Annotated in this window: 15 protein-coding genes; 3 read left to right on the plus strand and 12 right to left on the minus strand. The window is 56.2% G+C overall.

Annotation, left to right across the window (positions count from 1 at the left end):
• The first annotated feature begins 34 nt into the window (after positions 1–34).
• Complete coding sequence (folA, locus tag ACOTXR_RS17305; protein WP_006173915.1) at positions 35–514, plus strand: type 3 dihydrofolate reductase; 480 nt, start codon at positions 35–37, stop codon at positions 512–514.
• 34 nt (positions 515–548) lie between these two features.
• Here the strand turns inward: folA and apaH are convergent, their stop codons facing one another.
• Genes apaH through lptD form a run of 6 tightly spaced genes read right to left on the minus strand, consistent with a single transcriptional unit; the run spans position 549 to position 7,278 of the window.
• Positions 549–1,397, minus strand: a complete 849-nt coding sequence (apaH, locus tag ACOTXR_RS17310; RefSeq protein WP_047624783.1) for a bis(5'-nucleosyl)-tetraphosphatase (symmetrical) ApaH — start codon at positions 1,395–1,397, stop codon at positions 549–551.
• 4 nt (positions 1,398–1,401) lie between these two features.
• Positions 1,402–1,779 carry a Co2+/Mg2+ efflux protein ApaG gene (gene apaG, locus ACOTXR_RS17315; protein ID WP_014882505.1) on the minus strand — a complete coding sequence of 126 codons (378 nt, stop codon included), beginning with the start codon at positions 1,777–1,779 and terminating at the stop codon, positions 1,402–1,404.
• 3 nt (positions 1,780–1,782) lie between these two features.
• A complete protein-coding gene (rsmA, locus tag ACOTXR_RS17320; protein WP_008502020.1) occupies positions 1,783–2,604 on the minus strand; it encodes a 16S rRNA (adenine(1518)-N(6)/adenine(1519)-N(6))-dimethyltransferase RsmA in 822 nt (273 codons plus the stop codon).
• A complete protein-coding gene (pdxA, locus tag ACOTXR_RS17325; protein WP_014882506.1) occupies positions 2,601–3,587 on the minus strand; it encodes a 4-hydroxythreonine-4-phosphate dehydrogenase PdxA in 987 nt (328 codons plus the stop codon). The genes rsmA and pdxA overlap by 4 nt, the downstream gene beginning before the upstream one ends.
• The gene (surA, locus tag ACOTXR_RS17330) at positions 3,587–4,873 is read right to left on the minus strand and encodes a peptidylprolyl isomerase SurA (protein ID WP_014882507.1); all 1,287 of its coding nucleotides are present in this window, start codon (positions 4,871–4,873) and stop codon (positions 3,587–3,589) included. The genes pdxA and surA overlap by 1 nt, the downstream gene beginning before the upstream one ends.
• A 53-nt stretch (positions 4,874–4,926) precedes the next feature.
• The gene (gene lptD, locus ACOTXR_RS17335) at positions 4,927–7,278 is read right to left on the minus strand and encodes an LPS assembly protein LptD (protein ID WP_014882508.1); all 2,352 of its coding nucleotides are present in this window, start codon (positions 7,276–7,278) and stop codon (positions 4,927–4,929) included.
• 239 nt (positions 7,279–7,517) lie between these two features.
• Between lptD and djlA the strand changes: the two genes are divergently transcribed.
• Positions 7,518–8,333: a co-chaperone DjlA gene (djlA, locus tag ACOTXR_RS17340; protein ID WP_058690238.1), complete on the plus strand. Its 816-nt coding sequence runs from the start codon at positions 7,518–7,520 to the stop codon at positions 8,331–8,333.
• A 30-nt stretch (positions 8,334–8,363) separates the two neighbouring features.
• On the opposite strand, the gene rluA is transcribed toward djlA, so the two are convergent.
• The 6 genes from rluA to araB all read right to left on the minus strand — a co-directional run bounded on the left by rluA (position 8,364) and on the right by araB (position 18,510).
• Positions 8,364–9,023 carry a bifunctional tRNA pseudouridine(32) synthase/23S rRNA pseudouridine(746) synthase RluA gene (gene rluA / locus ACOTXR_RS17345; RefSeq protein ID WP_058690237.1) on the minus strand — a complete coding sequence of 220 codons (660 nt, stop codon included), beginning with the start codon at positions 9,021–9,023 and terminating at the stop codon, positions 8,364–8,366.
• Positions 9,024–9,036: 13 nt separating this feature from the next.
• On the minus strand, positions 9,037–11,943 hold the full coding sequence (gene rapA / locus ACOTXR_RS17350) for an RNA polymerase-associated protein RapA (protein WP_058690236.1): 2,907 nt from the start codon (positions 11,941–11,943) through the stop codon (positions 9,037–9,039).
• Positions 11,944–12,071: 128 nt separating this feature from the next.
• Positions 12,072–14,429 carry a DNA polymerase II gene (gene polB, locus ACOTXR_RS17355; RefSeq protein WP_045134560.1) on the minus strand — a complete coding sequence of 786 codons (2,358 nt, stop codon included), beginning with the start codon at positions 14,427–14,429 and terminating at the stop codon, positions 12,072–12,074.
• Positions 14,430–14,544: 115 nt separating this feature from the next.
• Positions 14,545–15,240, minus strand: a complete 696-nt coding sequence (araD, locus tag ACOTXR_RS17360) for an L-ribulose-5-phosphate 4-epimerase (RefSeq protein ID WP_047344034.1) — start codon at positions 15,238–15,240, stop codon at positions 14,545–14,547.
• 47 nt (positions 15,241–15,287) lie between these two features.
• Positions 15,288–16,790 (minus strand): L-arabinose isomerase, encoded by a 1,503-nt coding sequence (gene araA, locus ACOTXR_RS17365; protein ID WP_014882514.1) that lies wholly within the window; start codon positions 16,788–16,790, stop codon positions 15,288–15,290.
• 10 nt (positions 16,791–16,800) lie between these two features.
• Positions 16,801–18,510 (minus strand): ribulokinase, encoded by a 1,710-nt coding sequence (araB, locus tag ACOTXR_RS17370; RefSeq protein WP_058690235.1) that lies wholly within the window; start codon positions 18,508–18,510, stop codon positions 16,801–16,803.
• Positions 18,511–18,847: 337 nt separating this feature from the next.
• On the opposite strand from araB, the gene araC reads away from it, so the two are divergent.
• A complete protein-coding gene (araC, locus tag ACOTXR_RS17375; protein WP_014882516.1) occupies positions 18,848–19,693 on the plus strand; it encodes an arabinose operon transcriptional regulator AraC in 846 nt (281 codons plus the stop codon).
• Positions 19,694–19,724 lie beyond the last annotated feature (31 nt).

Consider the following 19,724-nt stretch of genomic DNA (forward strand, 5'->3'; position numbering starts at 1 on the left):
GTGGCGGCAATTTTTTGCATCCGGGAAATTTTCAATGATCAGTCTGATTGCAGCGCTGGCGGTAGACCGCGTTATCGGTATGGAAAATGCCATGCCGTGGAACCTGCCTGCCGATCTCGCATGGTTTAAACGTACGACGTTAAACAAGCCGGTAGTGATGGGCCGCCTGACCTGGGAGTCGATTGGTCGTCCATTGCCGGGCCGTAAGAATATCGTTATCAGTAGCCAGCCGGGTACTGACGATCGCGTCGAATGGGTTAAGTCCGTAGATGAAGCGATTGCTGCCTGCGGTGATGCCGAAGAGATCATGGTGATCGGCGGTGGTCGTGTGTATGAGCAGTTCCTGCCTAAAGCGCAGAAGCTGTATCTGACCCACATTGATGCGGAAGTAGAAGGGGATACCCATTTCCCGGATTACGATCCGGACGAGTGGGAATCCGTATTCAGTGAATTCCACGACGCCGATGCGCAGAACTCCCACAGCTACTGCTTCGAGATTCTGGAACGTCGTTAAGTTTTTCCCCCTCACCCTGGGTGAGGGGGATTCATCAGGAGGCGACGGCCTCACTCTCCCCTGAGTCCTGCTGTCGGTTGGATGGCTGCACAAAGTAAGCTTTATCTTCCCAGCGTAAGCAGGTTAACTTGCCTCCCCAGCAGCAGCCGGTATCCAGACCGTAGATACCCTCTGGCATGCCTTTGCCCTCCAGTGCCGCCCAGTGACCAAACGCTATGCTATATTCGGTTGTTACCGGCCCCGGAATGGCAAACCACGGTTTGAGGGGGGCAGGCGCGCTTTCCGGCGTTTCCTTGGAATACATGTCCAGCTGCCCGTTCGGGAAGCAGAATCGCATGCGGGTGAACGCATTGGTGATAAAGCGCAGGCGGGCCAGACCGCTGAGCTCTTCGCTCCAGTGGTTCGGCATATCGCCGTACATGGCATCCAGGAAGAAGGGATACGAGTCGCTCGCCAGTACCGCTTCTACGTCACGCGCACAGGTTTTTGCCGTCTCAAGATCCCATTGCGGGGTGATCCCGGCATGGGCCATGACCAGTTTTTTATCCTCGTCGACCTGCAACAAGGGCTGACGGCGCAGCCAGTTAATCAGATCGTCCGCGTCTGGCGCTTCCAGCAGCGGAGTGAGGCGATCTTTAGGTTTGTTGCGGCTGATCCCGGCAAACACGGCCAGCAGATGGAGATCGTGATTACCCAGCACCATGCGCACGCTGTCGCCCAGCGATTTGACGAAACGTAAAACCTCAAGCGAGCCCGGGCCGCGCGCGACTAAATCGCCCGTCAGCCAGAGGGTGTCCTGTCCTGGCGTAAAGTCGACCTGTTTTAACAATGCGATCAGTTCATCGTAGCAACCGTGAACGTCGCCAATCAGATATGTAGACATTAGATTAATGAATGAGTGTGGTTACGGCGAGACGGAACACAGGAATAGCAACGCGGAACACATTGCCATCGACGTCGACCATTTCGTAATGGCCTTGCATGGTACCCAGCGGCGTTTCAATCACCGCACCGCTGGTGTACTGGTACTCTTCGCCAGGGGCGATGTGGGGCTGTTCGCCCACGACACCTTCACCCTGAACTTCAATTTCGCGGCCATTGCCGTTGGTGATAAGCCAGTAGCGCCCGCGCAGCTGCACGGGCATCCGCCCCAGATTGCGAATGGTCACGGTGTAAGCAAAGACAAAACGCTCTTCATCGGGTGAGGATTGCGATTCAACATAGACGCTTTGTACATGGACACATACGCGGGGCGAATCAATCATGGCTTAACTCTCCTTCGGCGGCGCATTTTCGCTGATGTAATTAGCCAGCTTGCAGTACTGCTCTACGGAAATGTTCTCCGCACGCATTGCCGGGTCGATCCCCAGCTCGGCTAACACCTCAACGGTAAATGAATTGCTCAGGCTGTTACGGATCGTTTTACGGCGCTGGTTAAAGGCTTCTGTGGTAATGCGGCTGAGGACACGCAGATCTTTAACCGGATAGGGTTTCGTTTTATGTGGCACAAGGCGCACAACCGCTGAATCCACTTTCGGTGGTGGTGTGAACGCTGACGGCGGCACTTCGAGTACCGGGATCACGTTACAGTAATATTGTGCCATCACGCTTAAACGACCATACGCTTTACTGTTCGGCCCTGCAACCAGACGGTTAACCACCTCTTTTTGCAACATGAAGTGCATATCGGCAATGGCATCAGTATAGCTAAACAGGTGGAACATGAGCGGCGTGGAGATGTTGTACGGCAGGTTGCCGAAGACGCGCAGCGGCTGACCCATTTTCTCCGACAGTTCGCCAAAGTTCATGGTCATGGCGTCCTGCTGGTAGATGGTCAGCTTCGGTCCGAGGAACGGATGCGTTTGCAGGCGTGCGGCAAGATCGCGGTCCAGTTCGATGACGGTCAGCTCGTCGAGGCGTTCGCCTACCGGCTCGGTCAGTGCAGCAAGGCCCGGACCGATTTCGACCATAGCCTGACCTTTTTGCGGATTAATAGCCGAAACAATGCTTTCGATCACGAACTGATCGTTGAGGAAGTTTTGCCCGAAGCGTTTTCGGGCTAAGTGGCCCTGATGGACTCGATTAGTCATTGAGTATTAACAATCATTTTGATGGCGAGATTAAGCGCCGTAATAAAACTGCCGACATCCGCTTTCCCCTGTCCTGCCAGATCCAGCGCAGTACCGTGGTCAACGGACGTTCGAATAAAGGGTAAACCGAGGGTGATATTCACCCCGCGGCCAAAGCCCTGGTATTTTAGCACGGGCAGGCCCTGATCGTGGTACATCGCGAGGACGGCGTCGGCATTATCCAGGTATTTCGGCTGAAAAAGCGTGTCCGCAGGGAGCGGCCCGCTAAGATTCATCCCTTTAGCGCGCATTTCTTCAAGCACCGGAATAATGGTGTCGATCTCTTCGGTGCCCATGTGTCCACCTTCTCCCGCATGCGGATTCAGGCCGCAAACCAGAACGTGTGGCTGTTTGATGCCGAATTTGGTTTGCAGGTCATGATGCAGGATCCCGATGATCTCCCGCAGCAGTGCCGGGGTGATGGCATCAGGAATGGCCTTAACGGGCAGATGGGTGGTCACGAGCGCAACGCGCATTGCCTCCGTTGCCAGCATCATCACTACTTTCGGGCTGTGCGAGCGCTCTTCAAAGAATTCCGTGTGCCCGGTAAAGGGGATACCCGCTTCGTTGATGACGCCCTTGTGCACGGGGCCGGTGATCAGGGCAGCAAATTCACCCTTCAGGCAACCGTCGCAGGCGCGCGCGAGGGTTTCCACGACGTAGTGGCCGTTTTCCGTGCTGAGCTGGCCTGGAATGACCGGTGTACGAAGAGGGACAGAAAGAACCGTGAGCGTACCGGCTTGCTGTGGTGCTGGCTGTTGGCCTTCAACGTAAGGAATAAGCGTTAAAGGCAGACCGAGCAGCTTCGCCCGGTCTTGTAACAGTGTTGCATCTGCGCAGACAACCAGTTCCACCGGCCAGCTTCGCTGGGCGAGCTGGACAACGAGGTCTGGCCCAATCCCGGCGGGTTCGCCGGGGGTGATCACAACACGATGCGGTTTCATTAGTTACTCAGAACTTTCACGTAAGCACTGGCGCGTTGTTCCTGCATCCAGGTTGCCGCTTCTTCAGAGAACTTACGGTTAAACAGCATACGGTAAGCGCGGTCTTTCTGCGCCGCATCCGTTTTATCCACGTTACGGGTGTCCATCAGCTCGATCAGATGCCAGCCAAATGAAGAGTGTACCGGAGCACTGATCTGGCCTTTGTTCAGCTTCATCAGCGCATCGCGGAAGGCAGGATCGTAAATATCTGCTGCAGCCCAGCCCAGATCGCCGCCCTGATTGGCAGAGCCTGGATCCTGAGAGAACTCCTTCGCGGCATTGGCAAACGAGGTTTTACCGCTCTTAATGTCTGCCGCAATCTGCTCCAGCTTCGCACGTGCCTGATCGTCAGTCATGATCGGTGACGGTTTCAGCAGAATATGGCGAGCGTGAACTTCAGTCACGGAAATGTTCTGGCTCTGACCACGCAGATCGTTCACTTTCAGAATGTGGAAGCCCACACCGGAACGGATTGGACCCACGATATCGCCTTTCTTCGCCGTACTCAGCGCCTGGGCAAAGATGGATGGCAGCTCCTGAATACGTCCCCAGCCCATCTGGCCGCCTTTCAGCGCCTGTTGGTCAGCGGAGTAGGTGATAGCCAGCTTGCCAAAGTCGCCGCCGTTACGCGCCTGTTCGACAATAGAACGTGCCTGACTTTCTGCTTCCGCAGCCTGATCGGAGGTTGGGTTCTCTGGCAGTGGGATCAGAATGTGGCTCAGGTTCAGCTCTGTGCTCGCATCGTTCTGGTTACCCACCTGTTTTGCCAGCGCGTCCACTTCCTGCGGCAGGATCGTGACGCGACGACGGACTTCATTGTTACGCACTTCCGAAATCAGCATCTCTTTACGGATCTGGTTGCGGTAGGTGGCGTAGCTGATGCCGTCATAGGCCAGACGACTGCGCATCTGATCCAGAGACATGTTGTTTTGCTTTGCGATGTTAGCGATGGCCTGATCGAGTTGCTCGTCAGTCACCTTCACGCCCATTTTCTGACCCATCTGCAGAACGATCTGATCCATGATCAGTCGTTCCAGGATCTGATGGCGCAGCGTGGCGTCATCCGGAAGTTGCTGACCTGCTTCGCCCGAATTGAGCTTCACAGATTTCATCAGCCCGTCAACGTCACTTTCGAGCACGACGCCGTTGTTAACAACAGCGGCGACCTTATCAACAACCTGGGGGGCCGCGAAGCTGGTATTCGCAACCATAGCGACACCGAGCAGCAGCGTTTTCCAGTTCTTCATACTTTTTCCATTTCAATTAACCGCAAAGCGGATTACGTTGTAAATCAAATACATTACAAGGAACTACGGTATGGCAGGATGTTCGAACGCAGCATCTGCTGGGTGCCCAGGCCGTAGTTGGAACTCAGGCCGCGCAGTTCGACATTAAAGCCAATCACGTTATCGTATTTGCTCTGATTGTTTTGAGTATCCCAGCCGTTAAGCTTACGTTCGTAGCCGACACGCAGCGCATAACAGCAGGAGTTATATTGCAGACCCACCATCTGGTCAGCAGGTTTATTGGCGTTAGTGTCAAAGTAGTAAGCGCCTACGATTGACCAGCGATCGGCGATAGGCCAGCTTGCTGCGCCACCCACCTGCGAAATCCCATCTTTGTATTGGTCAGCATTGGCGTAGTTCGGCAATGTCGCCTGAATATATTCCGGACTGGCATAACGGTACGTCAACTGCATCATACGGTCTTCATCACGACGGTATTCAATGGCTGCACTGCTCGTCGCGATATTGTCCAGTCGCGTATCGTACTGCAACCCACCGCGCAGACCCCAGCGATCGGTCATGCGCCAGTAGGTATCACCCGCCCACACCAGTGAACCCGTTTTGTTGTCTTTCTCCCAGTTAATGTCGTCATCACCCGTACGAGACTCGGTGAAATAGTAAATTTGACCAACAGAAACGTTAAAACGTTCAACGGCAGATTCATCATAAACGCGCGTTGTGACACCGGTCGTTAACTGGTTAGCGGAAGCAATTCGGTCGAGACCACCGTAGGTACGGTCGCGGAACAGGCCGCTATAGTCCGATTGCAGGAAAGAGGAGTCGTAGTTCTGAATCTTGCTCTGATCGCGATAAGGCACGTAAAGATACTGCATACGCGGTTCAAGCGTCTGAGTATAGCCATCCGCCAGGAGTGCCATATCACGTTCGAAAATCAGTTTACCGTCCATCTTAAACTGGGGAAGCGTACGGTTTACTGATTCTTCAAGATCGGTACCATAGCGATTGTTGTACCAGTCCAGATTTTTCTGCTGATAGTGCGTCGCCATGAGCTTGGCTTCGGTATTCAGACTTGCCCAGTCATTTGACCAGGGCAGGTTGACCGTCGGCTCAATATGAACGCGTGTGGATTCTGGCATATCCGAGTTGGTATTAACGAAATGCACCGCCTGAGCGTAGACGTGGGTGTCGAAAGGACCGACATCGTTTTGGTACCAGTTCACGTCCAGTTGCGGTTCAGCACCGTAGGTACTTGCTGTTTGGGTATTAAAGACCTGGAACTGCTTGGTTGACACCGTGGCGTTAAAGTTTTGAATGGCATAGCCAACGCTGAATTTCTGCGTGGCATAACCATCGGTACTTGAACCGTACTTGGAGTCAAAGTCATTAAAGTAGTAAGGATCGCTGACCTTGGTATAGTCGACGTTAAAACGCCAGACCTGATCCAGTACCCCGGCATGCTGCCAGAAATACATCCAGCGGTGCTTGTCGCCTTCGGTCGGGTGCTCATCCTGGAAGACTTTATCTGACGGCAGATAATCCAGCTCCATCAGACCCGCACCGGCCTGAGTCAGGTAGCGGAACTCGTTCTCCCACATGACGTTACCGCGCTTATGGATATAGTGCGGCGTGATCGTGGCGTCCATGTTGGGCGCGATGTTCCAGTAATACGGCAGGTAGAACTCAAAGTAGTTCGAGGTGCTGTATTTGGCGTTAGGGATCAGGAAGCCCGAGCGACGCTTGTCACCCACGGGAAGCTGAAGATAAGGGCTGTAGAATACCGGTACCGGACCCAGCTTAAAGCGGGCGTTCCAGATCTCCGCGACCTGCTCTTCACGGTCGTGGATCACTTCGCTCCCGACCACGCTCCAGGTGTTTGACCCTGGCAGACAGGAGGTAAAGGAGCCATTTTCCAGGATCGTATAGCGGTTTTCACCGCGCTGTTTCATCAGGTCCGCTTTACCGCGTCCCTGGCGACCCACCATCTGGTAATCACCTTCCCAGACGTTAGTATCTTTCGTATTCAGGTTTGACCAGGCTTTCGGACCTTTCAGGATGACCTGATTGTCGTCATAGTGCACATTACCCAGCGCATCCACCGTTCGTACCGGCTCGGCCGCGCCTTCCGGCTGCTTCTGGTGCAACTGCACTTCATCTGCCTGCAGGCGGCTATTGCCCTGGTTAATATCCACATTGCCCGTAAACGTGGCGTTGTCAGGATAAGTACCCTTAGAACTGTCTGCAGTAATGGTTACCGGCAAGCTATTTGTATCACCCTGCACCAGTGGGCGATTATAACTTGGAACGCCAAGCATACACTGCGAGGCGAGATCGGCCGCCAGCCCCTGTTGACTGTACAGGGCGGTGCCAATCATTGTGGCCAGAAGGGTGGGGATACGTTTTTTCATACGTTGTATTTTATTGTTCCGTCATCAGTGGCTACGGCTTACAAACGCTCAGAGACTATCTTACTCATCAGCGCAGTACCAGCGTTAATCCTGCCCGTTTGCGTGCCAGAGTGTTAGGCTCGCTATCGAATGACGAGTATGATAAAGCAAATTATAGGCGATGTCCTTCAATTGACCGTGGCTTGAACACTGTGATGATGACGTTGCGTCGGCCAGGAATATGACTATCCGGGGAGTATATGCAGTATTGGGGTAAAATAATCGGCGTTGCGTTCGCCATCATCATGGGTGCCGGGTTCTGGGGAATCGTGCTTGGGCTCATTATCGGTCATATGTTTGATAAGGCGCGCAGCCGCAAAATGGCCTGGTTTGCGAATCAGCGCGAGCGCCAGTCACTCTTTTTCTCCACCACCTTTGAAGTCATGGGGCATTTAACCAAATCCAAAGGCCGCGTGACCGAAGCCGATATTCAAATCGCCAGCATCTTTATGGACCGCATGAATTTGCATGGTGAATCCCGTGTGGCCGCGCAGAATGCGTTTCGCATTGGGAAATCAGATAACTATCCGCTGCGTGAAAAAATGCGTAAGTTCCGCAGCATCTGCTTCGGACGTTTTGATTTAATTCGGATGTTTCTGGAAATTCAAATCCAGGCGGCGTTTGCTGACGGTTCACTGCATCCTAATGAACGTGATGTTCTGTACGTCATTGCAGAAGAGTTGGGCATCTCCCGAATGCAGTTCGACCAGTTCTTACGCATGATGCAGGGCGGCGCGCAGTTTGGCGGGGGGTATCACCAGCAGTCTTCCGGCGGTGCATGGCAGCAGGCGCAGCGTGGACCGACGCTGGACGATGCGTGCAACGTACTTGGCGTGAAACCCACTGACGATCAAACCACCATCAAACGCGCCTATCGCAAGCTGATGAGCGAGCATCACCCGGACAAACTGGTCGCGAAAGGCTTACCGCCGGAAATGATGGAGATGGCGAAGCAGAAAGCGCAGGAAATTCAGAAGGCTTACGAGCTGATTAAAGAGAAGAAAGGTTTCAAATAAAAAAGGGCCCGACACTGTCGGGTCCTTTTTTCAGAAGTCCACCGGGGCGTTAAACGTCATCGTGTTACCGAAGGCCGGATGGGTAATGGTCAGCGTCTGGGCGTGAAGCTGCAGACGCGGCGCTGACGCCAGCGCTTCCGGCGGCGCGTAAAACCGGTCGCCTAAAATCGGATGACCTAGCGCAAGCATATGCACGCGCAGCTGGTGTGAACGTCCGGTAATCGGCTTAAGGAGTATGCGCGCGGTGTTATTCGGTGCGTACTCCAGCACTTCATACTCGGTCTGCGCGGCCTTGCCGGTTTCATAGCAGACCTTCTGCTTAGGCCGGTTCGGCCAGTCGCAGATCAGCGGCAGATCCACCAACCCTTCTGCCTGTGCAGGATGTCCCCAGACGCGCGCCACGTACTGCTTCTTCGGCTCGCGCTCGCGGAACTGGCGCTTCAGCTCGCGCTCCGCCGCTTTATTGAGCGCCACCACAATCACGCCGCTGGTTGCCATATCCAGACGATGCACAGATTCCGCCTGTGGATGATCGCGCTGAATGCGCGTCATCACGCTGTCTTTGTGCTCATCCAGACGCCCCGGTACGGACAACAGGCCGCTCGGCTTGTTAACTACCATAATGTGTTCATCCTGATACAGGATGACCAGCCAGGGATCCATCGGCGGATTGTAGGGCTCCATTACCATTTTTTTGCTCTTCTTACTGATGCGTGACAACAATCAGACGCAATGCGTCCAGTCGCCAGCCCGCCTGATTCAGGCTTTCCATAATTTGCTGACGGTTGCTTTCAATGGCAGCCAGTTCATCGTCACGGATGTTCGGGTTCACCGCCTTCAGCGCTTCCAGACGGGACAGCTCTGCTGAGAGTTTCTCATCGGCCTCGGTGCGTGCAGCATCGATCAGCGCACGGGCCGCTGTCTCGATCTGGCTTTCGCCCAGCTGCAGAATGGCATGCACGTCCTGCTGTACCGCATTCACCAGCTTGCTGCCCGTATGGCGATTCACCGCGCTCAGCTGACGGTTGAAACTCTCGAATTCAACTTGCCCTGCCAGGTTGGTACCGTTTTTATCCAGCAGCAGACGCACAGGCGTTGGCGGCAGGAAGCGGGTCAGCTGGAGCTGTTTCGGTGCCTGGGCTTCCACAACGTAGATCAGTTCTACCAGCAGCGTACCCACCGGCAGTGCCTTGTTCTTGAGGAGTGAAATCGTGCTGCTACCGGTATCGCCGGAAAGGATCAGATCCAGTCCGTTACGGATCAGCGGGTGTTCCCAGGTGATGAACTGAGCATCTTCGCGGGACAGCGCCACATCACGCTCGAAGGTGATAGTACAACCATCTTCCGGCAGGCCCGGGAAATCCGGCACCAGCATGTGATCGGACGGGGTCAGGACAATCAGGTTCTCGCCGCGATCGTCCTGGTTAATTCCGACGATGTCGAACAGGTTCATGGAGAAGCTGATCAGACTGGTGTCATCATCTTGTTCTTCAATGCTTTCAGCCAGCGCCTGCGCTTTCTCTCCGCCGTTGGAGTGAATTTCCAGCAGGCGGTCGCGACCCTGCTCAAGCTGCGCTTTCAGCGCTTCATGCTTCTCGCGGCAGGATTTGATCAGATCGTCAAATCCGTCACTGTTTTCCGGTGCGGCCAGGTAGCCGATCAGATCGCTATGCACCTGATCGTAAATGGTGCGGCCCGTCGGGCAGGTATGCTCAAACGCATCCAGACCTTCGTGGAACCAGCGCACCAGCACGGACTGGGCAGTTTTTTCCAGATACGGCACGTGGATCTGAATATCATGCGCCTGGCCGATACGATCCAGACGACCGATACGCTGTTCCAGCAGATCCGGGTTGAACGGCAGATCGAACATCACCAGATTACTGGCAAACTGGAAGTTACGGCCTTCAGAACCGATTTCCGAGCACAGCAGAACCTGTGCGCCACTGTCCTCTTCACCGAACCACGCCGCGGCGCGGTCACGTTCAACGATGGACATCCCTTCGTGGAACACGGCGGCGCGAATACCTTCACGCTCGCGCAGCACCTGCTCCAGCTGCAGCGCGGTAGCTGCTTTGGCGCAGATCACCAGCACCTTCTGGGAGCGGTGGGCGGTCAGGTAGCCCATCAGCCACTCCACGCGCGGGTCGAAGTTCCACCAGGTGCCGGTATCGCCTTCAAATTCCTGGTAGATTTGTTCCGGGTAGAGCATGTCGCGGGCGCGCTCTTCCTGGGTTTTGCGCGCGCCCATAATGCCAGAGACTTTGATCGCCGTCTGATACTGGGTGGGCAGCGGAAGCTTGATGGTATGCAGCTCGCGTTTCGGGAACCCTTTCACGCCGTTACGGGTGTTGCGGAACAGCACGCGGCTGGTGCCGTGGCGGTCCATCAGCATGTCGATGAGCTCTTTACGCGCAGGCTCCGCGTTATCGCTATCGCTGTTCGCGGCCTGCAGAAGCGGTTCAATATCCTGCTCGCCAATCAGCTCGCTCAGGGTGTTGAGTTCCTCATTAGAAAGACGATTGCCTGCCAGCAGCATGGCCACGGCATCCGCGACCGGACGGTAGTTATTCTGTTCTTCCACGAACTGCCCGAAATCGTGGAAACGGTTTGGGTCAAGCAGGCGCAGACGGGCGAAGTGGCTTTCCAGACCCAGCTGTTCCGGCGTTGCGGTCAGCAGCAGGACGCCAGGGACGCGCTCCGCAAGCTGTTCGATAGCCATATACTCGCGGCTTGGCGCGTCTTCGCTCCAGACTAAATGGTGCGCTTCGTCAACGACCATAATGTCCCACTCGGCATCGCACAGGTGCTCGAGGCGCTGCTTGCTGCGGCGCACGAAGTCCAGGGAGCAAATAACCAGCTGTTCGGTTTCAAACGGGTTGTCGGCGTCGTGCTGCGCTTCGGCATAGCGTTCGTCGTCAAACAGGGAGAAGCGCAGGTTAAAGCGGCGAAGCATCTCGACCAGCCACTGGTGCTGCAGGGTTTCAGGCACCACGATCAGCACGCGCTCGGCGGCACCGGAAAGCAGCTGTTGATGCAGGATCATACCCGCTTCAATGGTTTTACCCAGGCCCACTTCATCGGCCAGCAGTACGCGAGGGGCATGGCGACGGCCCACGTCATGGGCGATATTCAGCTGGTGGGGGATCAGGCTGGTGCGCTGACCGCGCAGGCCGCTCCACGGCATACGGTACTGTTCACTCTGGAACTTGCGCGCGCGATAGCGCAGCGAGAAGCGATCCATACGGTCAATTTGCCCGGCAAACAGGCGGTCCTGCGGCTTACTGAAAACCAGTTTGCTGTCGAGCAGCACTTCACGCAGGATGACATTGGCTTCGTCTGTATCAAGACGCGTACCAATGTAAGCGAGCAGTCCATTCTCTTCTTTTACGTCTTCAATCTTGAGCTGCCAGCCGTCATGGCTGGTCACGGTGTCACCCGGATTGAACATCACGCGGGTTACAGGGGAGTCATTGCGAGCGTACAGGCGGTTTTCACCGGTGGCAGGGAAGAGGAGGGTTACCATACGCGCATCGACGGCAACGACGGTTCCTAATCCAAGTTCGCTTTCTGTATCGCTGATCCAGCGTTGACCAAGTGTAAAAGGCATAGTTGTTCGGCTCTAATCTTTAATTGCAGGCAATAGTTCGACCCCCGTCAAAAAAGACGGTCATCGAAAAATGGGTCCGGGAATGGAAAGGGCGCTATGGTACTGGATGGCAGCCATTTCGTCACGTGTCAAAATAGGCCAAGTTGCCCTGTCACTAGTGTAGCAAAATCGTCGTCGATGAAGGGCAAAATTCCGTCGGCGACCGGCTGAAGCTGACGCGTCAGGTAGTGATCGTAATCGAGCGGTGAGTATTGATAATCCACCGGTTCCGGACCGTTAATTGTCCAGACGTATTTGATCGTTCCCCGGTTCTGATACTGCGGGGCGCGGCCGCGCTTCACGTTCTCTTCATCCGCCAGGCGCGCGGCGCGTACGTGGGGAGGCACATTACGTTGATACTCTGCCAGCGGGCGGCGCAGGCGTTTGCGGTAAACCAGTTGGTTATCCAGATCACCCGCCATCAGGCTGGCGATGGTTTCGCGCACGTAATCCTGATAGGGCTCGTTGCGGAATACCCGCAGGTAAAGCGTTTGCTGGAACTGCTGCGCCAGCGGGGTCCAGTCGGTGCGAACCGTCTCCAGCCCTTTGAACACCATCCGCTGCGTGTCACCTTCCTGAATCAGCCCGGCATAGCGCTTCTTGCTGCCCTGGTCGGTACCGCGAATGGTGGGCATTAAAAAGCGGGCGAAATGGGTTTCAAATTCCAGTTCTAACGTGCTGGTTAACCGCTCTTTTTGCAAACTTTCGCGCCACCAGGCGTTCACGAAGGCGACCAGTTCTTTGCCGATTCGCGCGGCGTCCTCTTCAGAATGGGCGGCTTTCAGCCAGACAAAGGTGGAGTCGGTATCGCCATAAATGACGTCATAGCCCCGGGATTCAATCAGCGCTTTGGTTTGACGCATGATTTCATGCCCGCGCATGGTGATGGATGACGCCAGTCTGGGGTCGAAAAAGCGGCAGGCGCTGGTGCCCAGCACGCCGTAAAAGGCATTCATAATGATTTTCAGCGCCTGCGAGAGGGGCTTATTGCCGTGACGCTTCGCCTCGTCGCGCCCGTGCCAGATGTTTCCCACAATTTCAGGCAGGCAGTGTTTTTCACGCGAGAAACGGGCGCCGAGAAAGCCTTCAGTGCTGTGCGCGTCGTCCGGCTGCGCCATCCCTTCCACCAGCCCCACCGGGTCAATCAGGTACGTGCGGATAATCGACGGATACAGGCTTTTATAATCCAGAACCAGCACCGAATCGTAAAGCCCTGGCCGGGAGTCCATCACATACCCGCCGGGGCTGGCCTGTGGCGGTACGTCCCCGAGGTTGGGGGCAACGTACCCTGCCCGGTGCATGCGGGGGAAATAGAGGTGGCTAAAGGCCGCTACCGAGCCGCCGTGCCTGTCGGCCGCGAGGCCGTTTACCGTCGCGCGCTCCAGCAGGAACGGCATGATCTCGGTTTTGTGGAAAATCTGCGTAACCAGCTCGCAATCTTTCAGGTTATAGGTGGCGAGCGCCGGTTTATCTTCATTAAAGCGTCGGTCAATCTCATCCATTCTGTCCCAGGGGTTGTCAATGGATTTGCCCTCGCCAAGCAGCGCCTGCGCTACGGCTTCAAGAGAGAATGACGAGAAGTTCCAGAAGGCGGATTTCAGTGCCTCGATGCCGTCGATAATCAGGCGGCCATTGGCCTGGGCGAAGAAAACGCCATTCTTAAAGCCGTGCTCGCGCCACTCCAGCTCGCTGTTGCCGCGCCCGAGTATCAGCGGAATGCGATACCGCTCGGCATGTTTTTGCAGCACGCGCAGGTCGAACTGCACCACGTTCCAGCCGATCAGGACATCGGGATCGTAGTCGGCAAACCACTGGTTAAGCTTCTCCAGCAGCTGGGGTCGGCTATTGACATATTCAAGCCGGAAATCCAGCGTGGACGCATCGCCATTTGGCGGCCCAAGCATGTACACAACCCGATCGCCGCAGCCTTCCAGACCAATGCAGTACAGCTCGCCGTGGCGGGTGGTTTCAATGTCCAGGGAGACCCATTTTAGCGGCGGGCGATAGCCCGGGTTAGGCTTCAGACGAGCGTTAACGAGGCGACCGTTTTGCGCTGTGCCATCCACCCAGACGGGCGCGGTAATAAACCGTTCCATCAGGAAACGCTCGGGGGGACGGATATCCGCTTCGTAAAGCGTTACGCCCGCCTCGCGCAGCAGCTTTTCATAGCGCATCAGTTGACGATGGGCGCGACAGTAAAGGCCGTATACCGGCTGACGGTGGAAATCTTTCAGCTCAAGAGGGGTGATGCGCCAGCCGTTTTCGCCGCGCAGCAGTTGTTTGACTTTTTCGACGTGCGATTCAGGAATAAACGCCACGGACTCCTGCGGCGGCAGCGTTACGTGCAACGGGCCGCTGTCCGTCGCCAGCCAGAATTCAACCTCAGTGCCCTGAGGCGTATCCCGCCAGTGCCGGGTCAGTAAAAAGCCTTCTTGCGCCTGCGTCACACCGTTATCCCATAAACAAAACCAGGCTTGATTATAGCCTGGTTAAGGGGTGTTTGCTGGGGGTTTATACAGTGTCTGTTTTGCCGGATGGCGCTGCGCTTATCCGGCCTACAAGCTACTGCCCGTAATACGCTTTCGCGCCGTGCTTGCGCAGGTAATGCTTATCCAGCAGGGTTTGCTGCATATCCGGTAGCCGTGGCGCGAGCTGGCGACAGAAGATCCCCATATAGGCGACCTCTTCCAGCACGATGGCGTTATGTACCGCGTCTTCCGCGTTTTTACCCCAGGCGAAGGGACCATGGGAGTGCACCAGCACGCCAGGCATCTGCGCCGCGTCGATACCCTGTTTTTCGAAGGTTTCGACAATCACGTTGCCGGTTTCCCACTCGTACTCACCGTTAATTTCCGCCTCGGTCATTAAGCGCGTGCAGGGAATGGTGCCGTAAAAGTAATCCGCGTGGGTGGTACCCGTGGCCGGAATGGACTGGCCCGCCTGCGCCCATATGGTGGCGTGACGCGAATGGGTATGCACGATGCCGCCGATGGTCGGGAATGACTGATACAGCAGACGGTGGGTAGGCGTATCGGAGGAGGGTTTTTTGTTGCCTTCCACCACTTCACCCGTTTCGATGCTGACCACCACCATATCGTCTGCCGTCATCACCGTGTAATCCACGCCAGAAGGCTTGATCACGAACACACCTTTTTCGCGGTCAACGGCACTGACGTTGCCCCAGGTCAGGGTCACCAGGTTATGTTTCGGCAGCGCCAGGTTGGCTTCGAGCACCTGTCGTTTGAGATCGTCTAACATTGTTGTCTCCCTGCCCGGTGAACACTGTGCCACCGGGCATTTCGTACTTAGCGTTTCGAACCGTAATAGACTTCGTTCCAGCGCAGCGCATCTTTGAACGCAGGCAGGCGGGTGTCGTTATCAATCACGGTCAGTTCGATATCGTGCAGCTCGGCGAACTGACGCATGTCATTCAGATCCAGCGCGTGGCTGAACACCGTGTGGTGCGCGCCACCGGCCAGTATCCAGGCTTCTGACGCGGTTGGCAGGTCTGGCTGTGCTTTCCACAGGGCGTTGGCGACCGGCAGTTTTGGCAGTGAATGCGGCGTTTCAACTGCATCGACGCAGTTCACCAGCAGGCGGAAACGATCGCCAAGGTCGATCAGACTGGCGTTGATGGCCGGGCCCGTGCGGGTGTTGAAGATCAGACGAGCCGGATCGGCTTTACCGCCAATGCCGAGGTACTGCACGTCAAGAATCGGTTTCTCTTCCACCGCAATAGACGGGCACACTTCCAGCATGTGCGAGCCGAGTACCAGGTCGTTGCCGTTTTCGAAGTGGTAGGTGTAGTCCTCCATAAAGGAGGTGCCGCCCTGCAGACCGGTTGACATCACCTTCATGATGCGAAGCAGAGCGGCAGTTTTCCAGTCGCCTTCGCCTGCAAAGCCGTAGCCCTGCTGCATCAGACGTTGTACTGCCAGACCCGGGAGCTGTTTCAGGCCGTGGAGGTCTTCAAACGTTGTCGTAAAGGCGTGGAAGCCGCCCTGTTCCAGGAAGCGCTTCATGCCAAGCTCAATGCGCGCGGCATCCAGCACGTTCTGGCGCTTGTCGCCGTTGATTTGTGCCGCAGGCGTCAGGCGGTAACGGCTTTCGTACTCGTCTACCAGCGCGCTCACGTCGCCATCGCTGATTTCATTCACTACCTGCACCAGGTCGCCCACCGCCCAGGTATTGACGGAGAAACCGAACTTGATTTGTGCTGCGACTTTATCGCCATCGGTGACCGCCACTTCACGCATGTTGTCACCGAAACGCACCACTTTCAGATGGCGGGTATCTTGTTTCGATACCGCCTGACGCATCCACGAGCCGATACGGTTTTGCGCCTGGCTGTCCTGCCAGTGACCAGTCACGACGGCATGCTGCTGACGCATACGCGCGCCGATGAAGCCGAACTCGCGGCCGCCGTGCGCGGTCTGGTTCAGGTTCATGAAGTCCATATCGATGCTGTCCCACGGCAGGGAGGCGTTAAACTGGGTATGGAACTGCAGCAGCGGTTTGTTGAGGATAGACAGGCCGTTGATCCACATTTTGGCCGGTGAGAAGGTGTGCAGCCACACGACCAGACCGGCGCACTTGTCGTCGTAGTTCGCGTCGCGACAGATATGGGTGATCTCATCCGGCGTTGTACCCAGGGGTTTCAGCACCAGTTTGCATGGCAGTTTGGCTTCCGCGTTGAGGGCATTAACGACGTGCTCCGCATGTTTCGTCACCTGCTGCAGCGCTTCCGGCCCGTACAGGTGCTGGCTGCCAATCACAAACCACACTTCATAATTATTAAAAATGGTCATCATCGTGTCCTTAATGGGTCAGGGTTGCCGTCGTGTCCGCGGTGTGTTTTGACGGGGCGGCGACAGGGAGATAGTGAAGTTCGGCGCTTTTTGCCCATTGCTGGTAGCGCTGATAAAGCTGTTCAAAGCGTTGTGCCTGCTGGGCACGCGGCTCGAGTGTGTTTTCGACGGCGCTCGCCATATGCTGCTGCGCGGTGGGGATATCCGCGTGGACACCGGCTGCCACGGCGGCGAAAATCGCCGCGCCCAGCGCGCAGCATTGATCGGACGCGACAATCTGCAGCGGACGGTTCAGCACGTCGCAGCAGGCCTGCATAATGACCGGATTTTTACGGGCGATGCCGCCCAGTGCCATCACGTTATTCACGTCGATACCCTGTTCGGTGAAGCACTCCATAATGGCGCGCGCGCCGAAGGCAGTGGCGGCAATCAGGCCACCGAACAGCGCAGGGGCGTCGGTCGCCAGGTTGAGATCGGTAATCACCCCTTTCAGTCGCTGGTTGGCAAACGGCGTGCGGCGGCCGTTAAACCAGTCCAGCACCACCGGCAGGTGATCGAGAGACGGATTTTTCGCCCAGGCTTCCGTGAGCTGTGGCAGAAGCTGTTTTTTACTGTCGGCGATCTGGCTTTTCAGTTCAGGATGCGCAGCCGCGAGCTGATCCAGCGGCCAGCCCAGCACGCGGCCAAACCAGGCGTAGATATCGCCGAAGGCGGATTGACCCGCTTCGAGACCGATGAAGTCCGGCACCACGCTGCCGTCAACCTGGCCGCAAATGCCTTTTACCGCGCGATCGCCAACGGTGGCTTTATCCGCCGTCAGAATGTCGCAGGTGGAGGTGCCGATAACTTTCACCAGCGTGTTAGGTTGTGCGCCCGCCCCCACGGCACCCATATGGCAGTCAAACGCGCCCCCGGAAATCGCCACGTTCTGCGGCAGGCCGAGGCGTTTTGCCCACTCTTCGCAGAGCGTGCCCACCGGAATATCGGCGGTGAAGGTGTCGGTAAACAGCGGGTAGGTCAGGTTTTTATTGATAATTGGATCGAGTTCATCGAAGAAGGCTGCCGGAGGCAGACCGCCCCAGCTTTCATGCCACAGGGATTTATGCCCGGCGCTGCAGCGTCCGCGGCGAATATCCTGCGGACGGGTGGTGCCGGAGAGCAGGGCGGGAACCCAGTCACACAGCTCAATCCACGATGCCGCAGCCTGCGCGATGGTCGCATCGGCACGGGTGACATGCAGGATTTTGGCCCAGAACCATTCGCTGGAGTAAATTCCGCCGATATAGCGTGAGTAGTCTGTTTTGCCCGGCTGATGGCAAAGACGGGTGATGGCTTCGGCCTCTTCCACGGCGGTATGGTCTTTCCACAGCACGAACATGGCGTTCGGGTTGTCGGCGAATTCCGGGCGCAGCGCCAGTACGCGGCCTTCGGCATCCACCGGGGCAGGCGTTGAGCCGGTGCTGTCGACGCCAATCCCAACGACATCGGCCCGCTGGGCATCCGTCAGTTCCGCCAGAACGGTTTTAACTGCCGCTTCCATCGACTCGATATAGTCACGCGGGTGGTGACGGAACTGGTTATTTGGCGCATCACAGTAGCGCCCCTCTTGCCAGCGCGGGTACCACTCAACGCTGGTTGCTATCTCCTGGCCAGTCGTACAGTCCACTGCCAGCGCGCGAACCGAGTCGCTGCCAAAATCGAGGCCAATTGCAATTGCCATGGTGTTGCTCCATCCGAAAAACAGGTATGGAAGAACATTAGAGACTGGGGACAAAAATCGTCAGGCAGGATCCGCTAATCTTATGGATTAAATTGCTGTTACAGCGGAAAGTGTGACGCCGTGCAAATATTCAATGTGGACATTTCTGCCGCACTTATAGACACTTTTGTTACTGCTTATCTGCCTCCTCTGGCGGAGAAATCAGGGGGAAAGGCTGAAACATGGCGGACGTAAAAGAGGCGTGATGCTTTCTGGATCTTTTCGCAGACCATTTTTGACCTGCTTTTAGTGATATGGACAATTGGTTTCCTTCAGGACCGTTGGGAGAACTGAATCTATGGCCGAAACGCAAAACGATCCCTTGTTGCCGGGATACTCGTTTAACGCGCACCTTGTGGCAGGGCTGACCCCTATCGAGGCTGAGGGATATCTCGATTTTTACGTCGACCGACCGCTCGGGATGAAAGGGTATATCCTCAACCTGACCGTGCGCGGAGAGGGGATCATCAAGAATGGCGACCAGCAGTTCGTCTGCCGCCCCGGCGATATCCTGCTGTTCCCGCCGGGGGAGATCCACCACTATGGCCGTCATCCGGATGCCAAAGAGTGGTATCACCAGTGGGTCTATTTCCGTCCGCGCGCCTACTGGCAGGAGTGGCTTACCTGGCCTGCTATTTTTGCGCACACCGGTTTTTATCGCCCGGATGAAGTGCATCTGGCGCAGTTCCGTGAGCTGTTCGCGCAGATTATTGACGCGGGGCAGGCTGGTGGTCGCTACGCTGAACTGCTGGCGATAAACCTGCTTGAACAACTGCTGCTGCGACGGATGGAGGCCATTAACGAGTCGCTTAATCCTCCGCTGGATAACCGCGTGCGCGACGCCTGCCAGTACATCAGCGACCATCTCGCCGACAGCCAGTTCGATATTGCCAGCGTCGCCCAGCATGTGTGTCTGTCGCCGTCACGGCTGTCACATCTGTTTCGCCAGCAGCTTGGCGTCAGCGTCCTGAGCTGGCGTGAGGATCAGCGTATCAGCCAGGCGAAACTGTTGCTCAGCACCACCCGGATGCCGATTGCCACTGTGGGGCGTAACGTTGGCTTTGAAGATCAGCTCTATTTTTCGCGCGTCTTTAAAAAATGCACCGGTGCCAGCCCGAGTGAATTCCGCGCGGGATGTGAATAAACGGTAAAAAAAGATAAACAAACAGGTGAAC

The organism is Enterobacter cloacae complex sp. IR53030 (genome assembly GCF_049238365.1).
GTDB lineage: Bacteria > Pseudomonadota > Gammaproteobacteria > Enterobacterales > Enterobacteriaceae > Enterobacter > Enterobacter kobei.

Excerpts from the sequence above, each read along its gene's own strand:
- araC (WP_014882516.1), top strand. The coding sequence starts at position 18,848 with ATGGCCGAAACGCAAAACGATCCCTTGTTGCCGGGATACTCGTTTAAC.
- araA (WP_014882514.1), bottom strand. The coding sequence starts at position 16,790 with ATGACCATTTTTAATAATTATGAAGTGTGGTTTGTGATTGGCAGCCAG.
- rluA (WP_058690237.1), bottom strand. The coding sequence starts at position 9,023 with ATGGTAATGGAGCCCTACAATCCGCCGATGGATCCCTGGCTGGTCATC.
- djlA (WP_058690238.1), top strand. The coding sequence starts at position 7,518 with ATGCAGTATTGGGGTAAAATAATCGGCGTTGCGTTCGCCATCATCATG.
- rapA (WP_058690236.1), bottom strand. The coding sequence starts at position 11,943 with ATGCCTTTTACACTTGGTCAACGCTGGATCAGCGATACAGAAAGCGAA.
- rsmA (WP_008502020.1), bottom strand. The coding sequence starts at position 2,604 with ATGACTAATCGAGTCCATCAGGGCCACTTAGCCCGAAAACGCTTCGGG.
- apaG (WP_014882505.1), bottom strand. The coding sequence starts at position 1,779 with ATGATTGATTCGCCCCGCGTATGTGTCCATGTACAAAGCGTCTATGTT.
- pdxA (WP_014882506.1), bottom strand. The coding sequence starts at position 3,587 with ATGAAACCGCATCGTGTTGTGATCACCCCCGGCGAACCCGCCGGGATT.
- araB (WP_058690235.1), bottom strand. The coding sequence starts at position 18,510 with ATGGCAATTGCAATTGGCCTCGATTTTGGCAGCGACTCGGTTCGCGCG.
- surA (WP_014882507.1), bottom strand. The coding sequence starts at position 4,873 with ATGAAGAACTGGAAAACGCTGCTGCTCGGTGTCGCTATGGTTGCGAAT.
- apaH (WP_047624783.1), bottom strand. The coding sequence starts at position 1,397 with ATGTCTACATATCTGATTGGCGACGTTCACGGTTGCTACGATGAACTG.
- araD (WP_047344034.1), bottom strand. The coding sequence starts at position 15,240 with ATGTTAGACGATCTCAAACGACAGGTGCTCGAAGCCAACCTGGCGCTG.
- folA (WP_006173915.1), top strand. The coding sequence starts at position 35 with ATGATCAGTCTGATTGCAGCGCTGGCGGTAGACCGCGTTATCGGTATG.
- lptD (WP_014882508.1), bottom strand. The coding sequence starts at position 7,278 with ATGAAAAAACGTATCCCCACCCTTCTGGCCACAATGATTGGCACCGCC.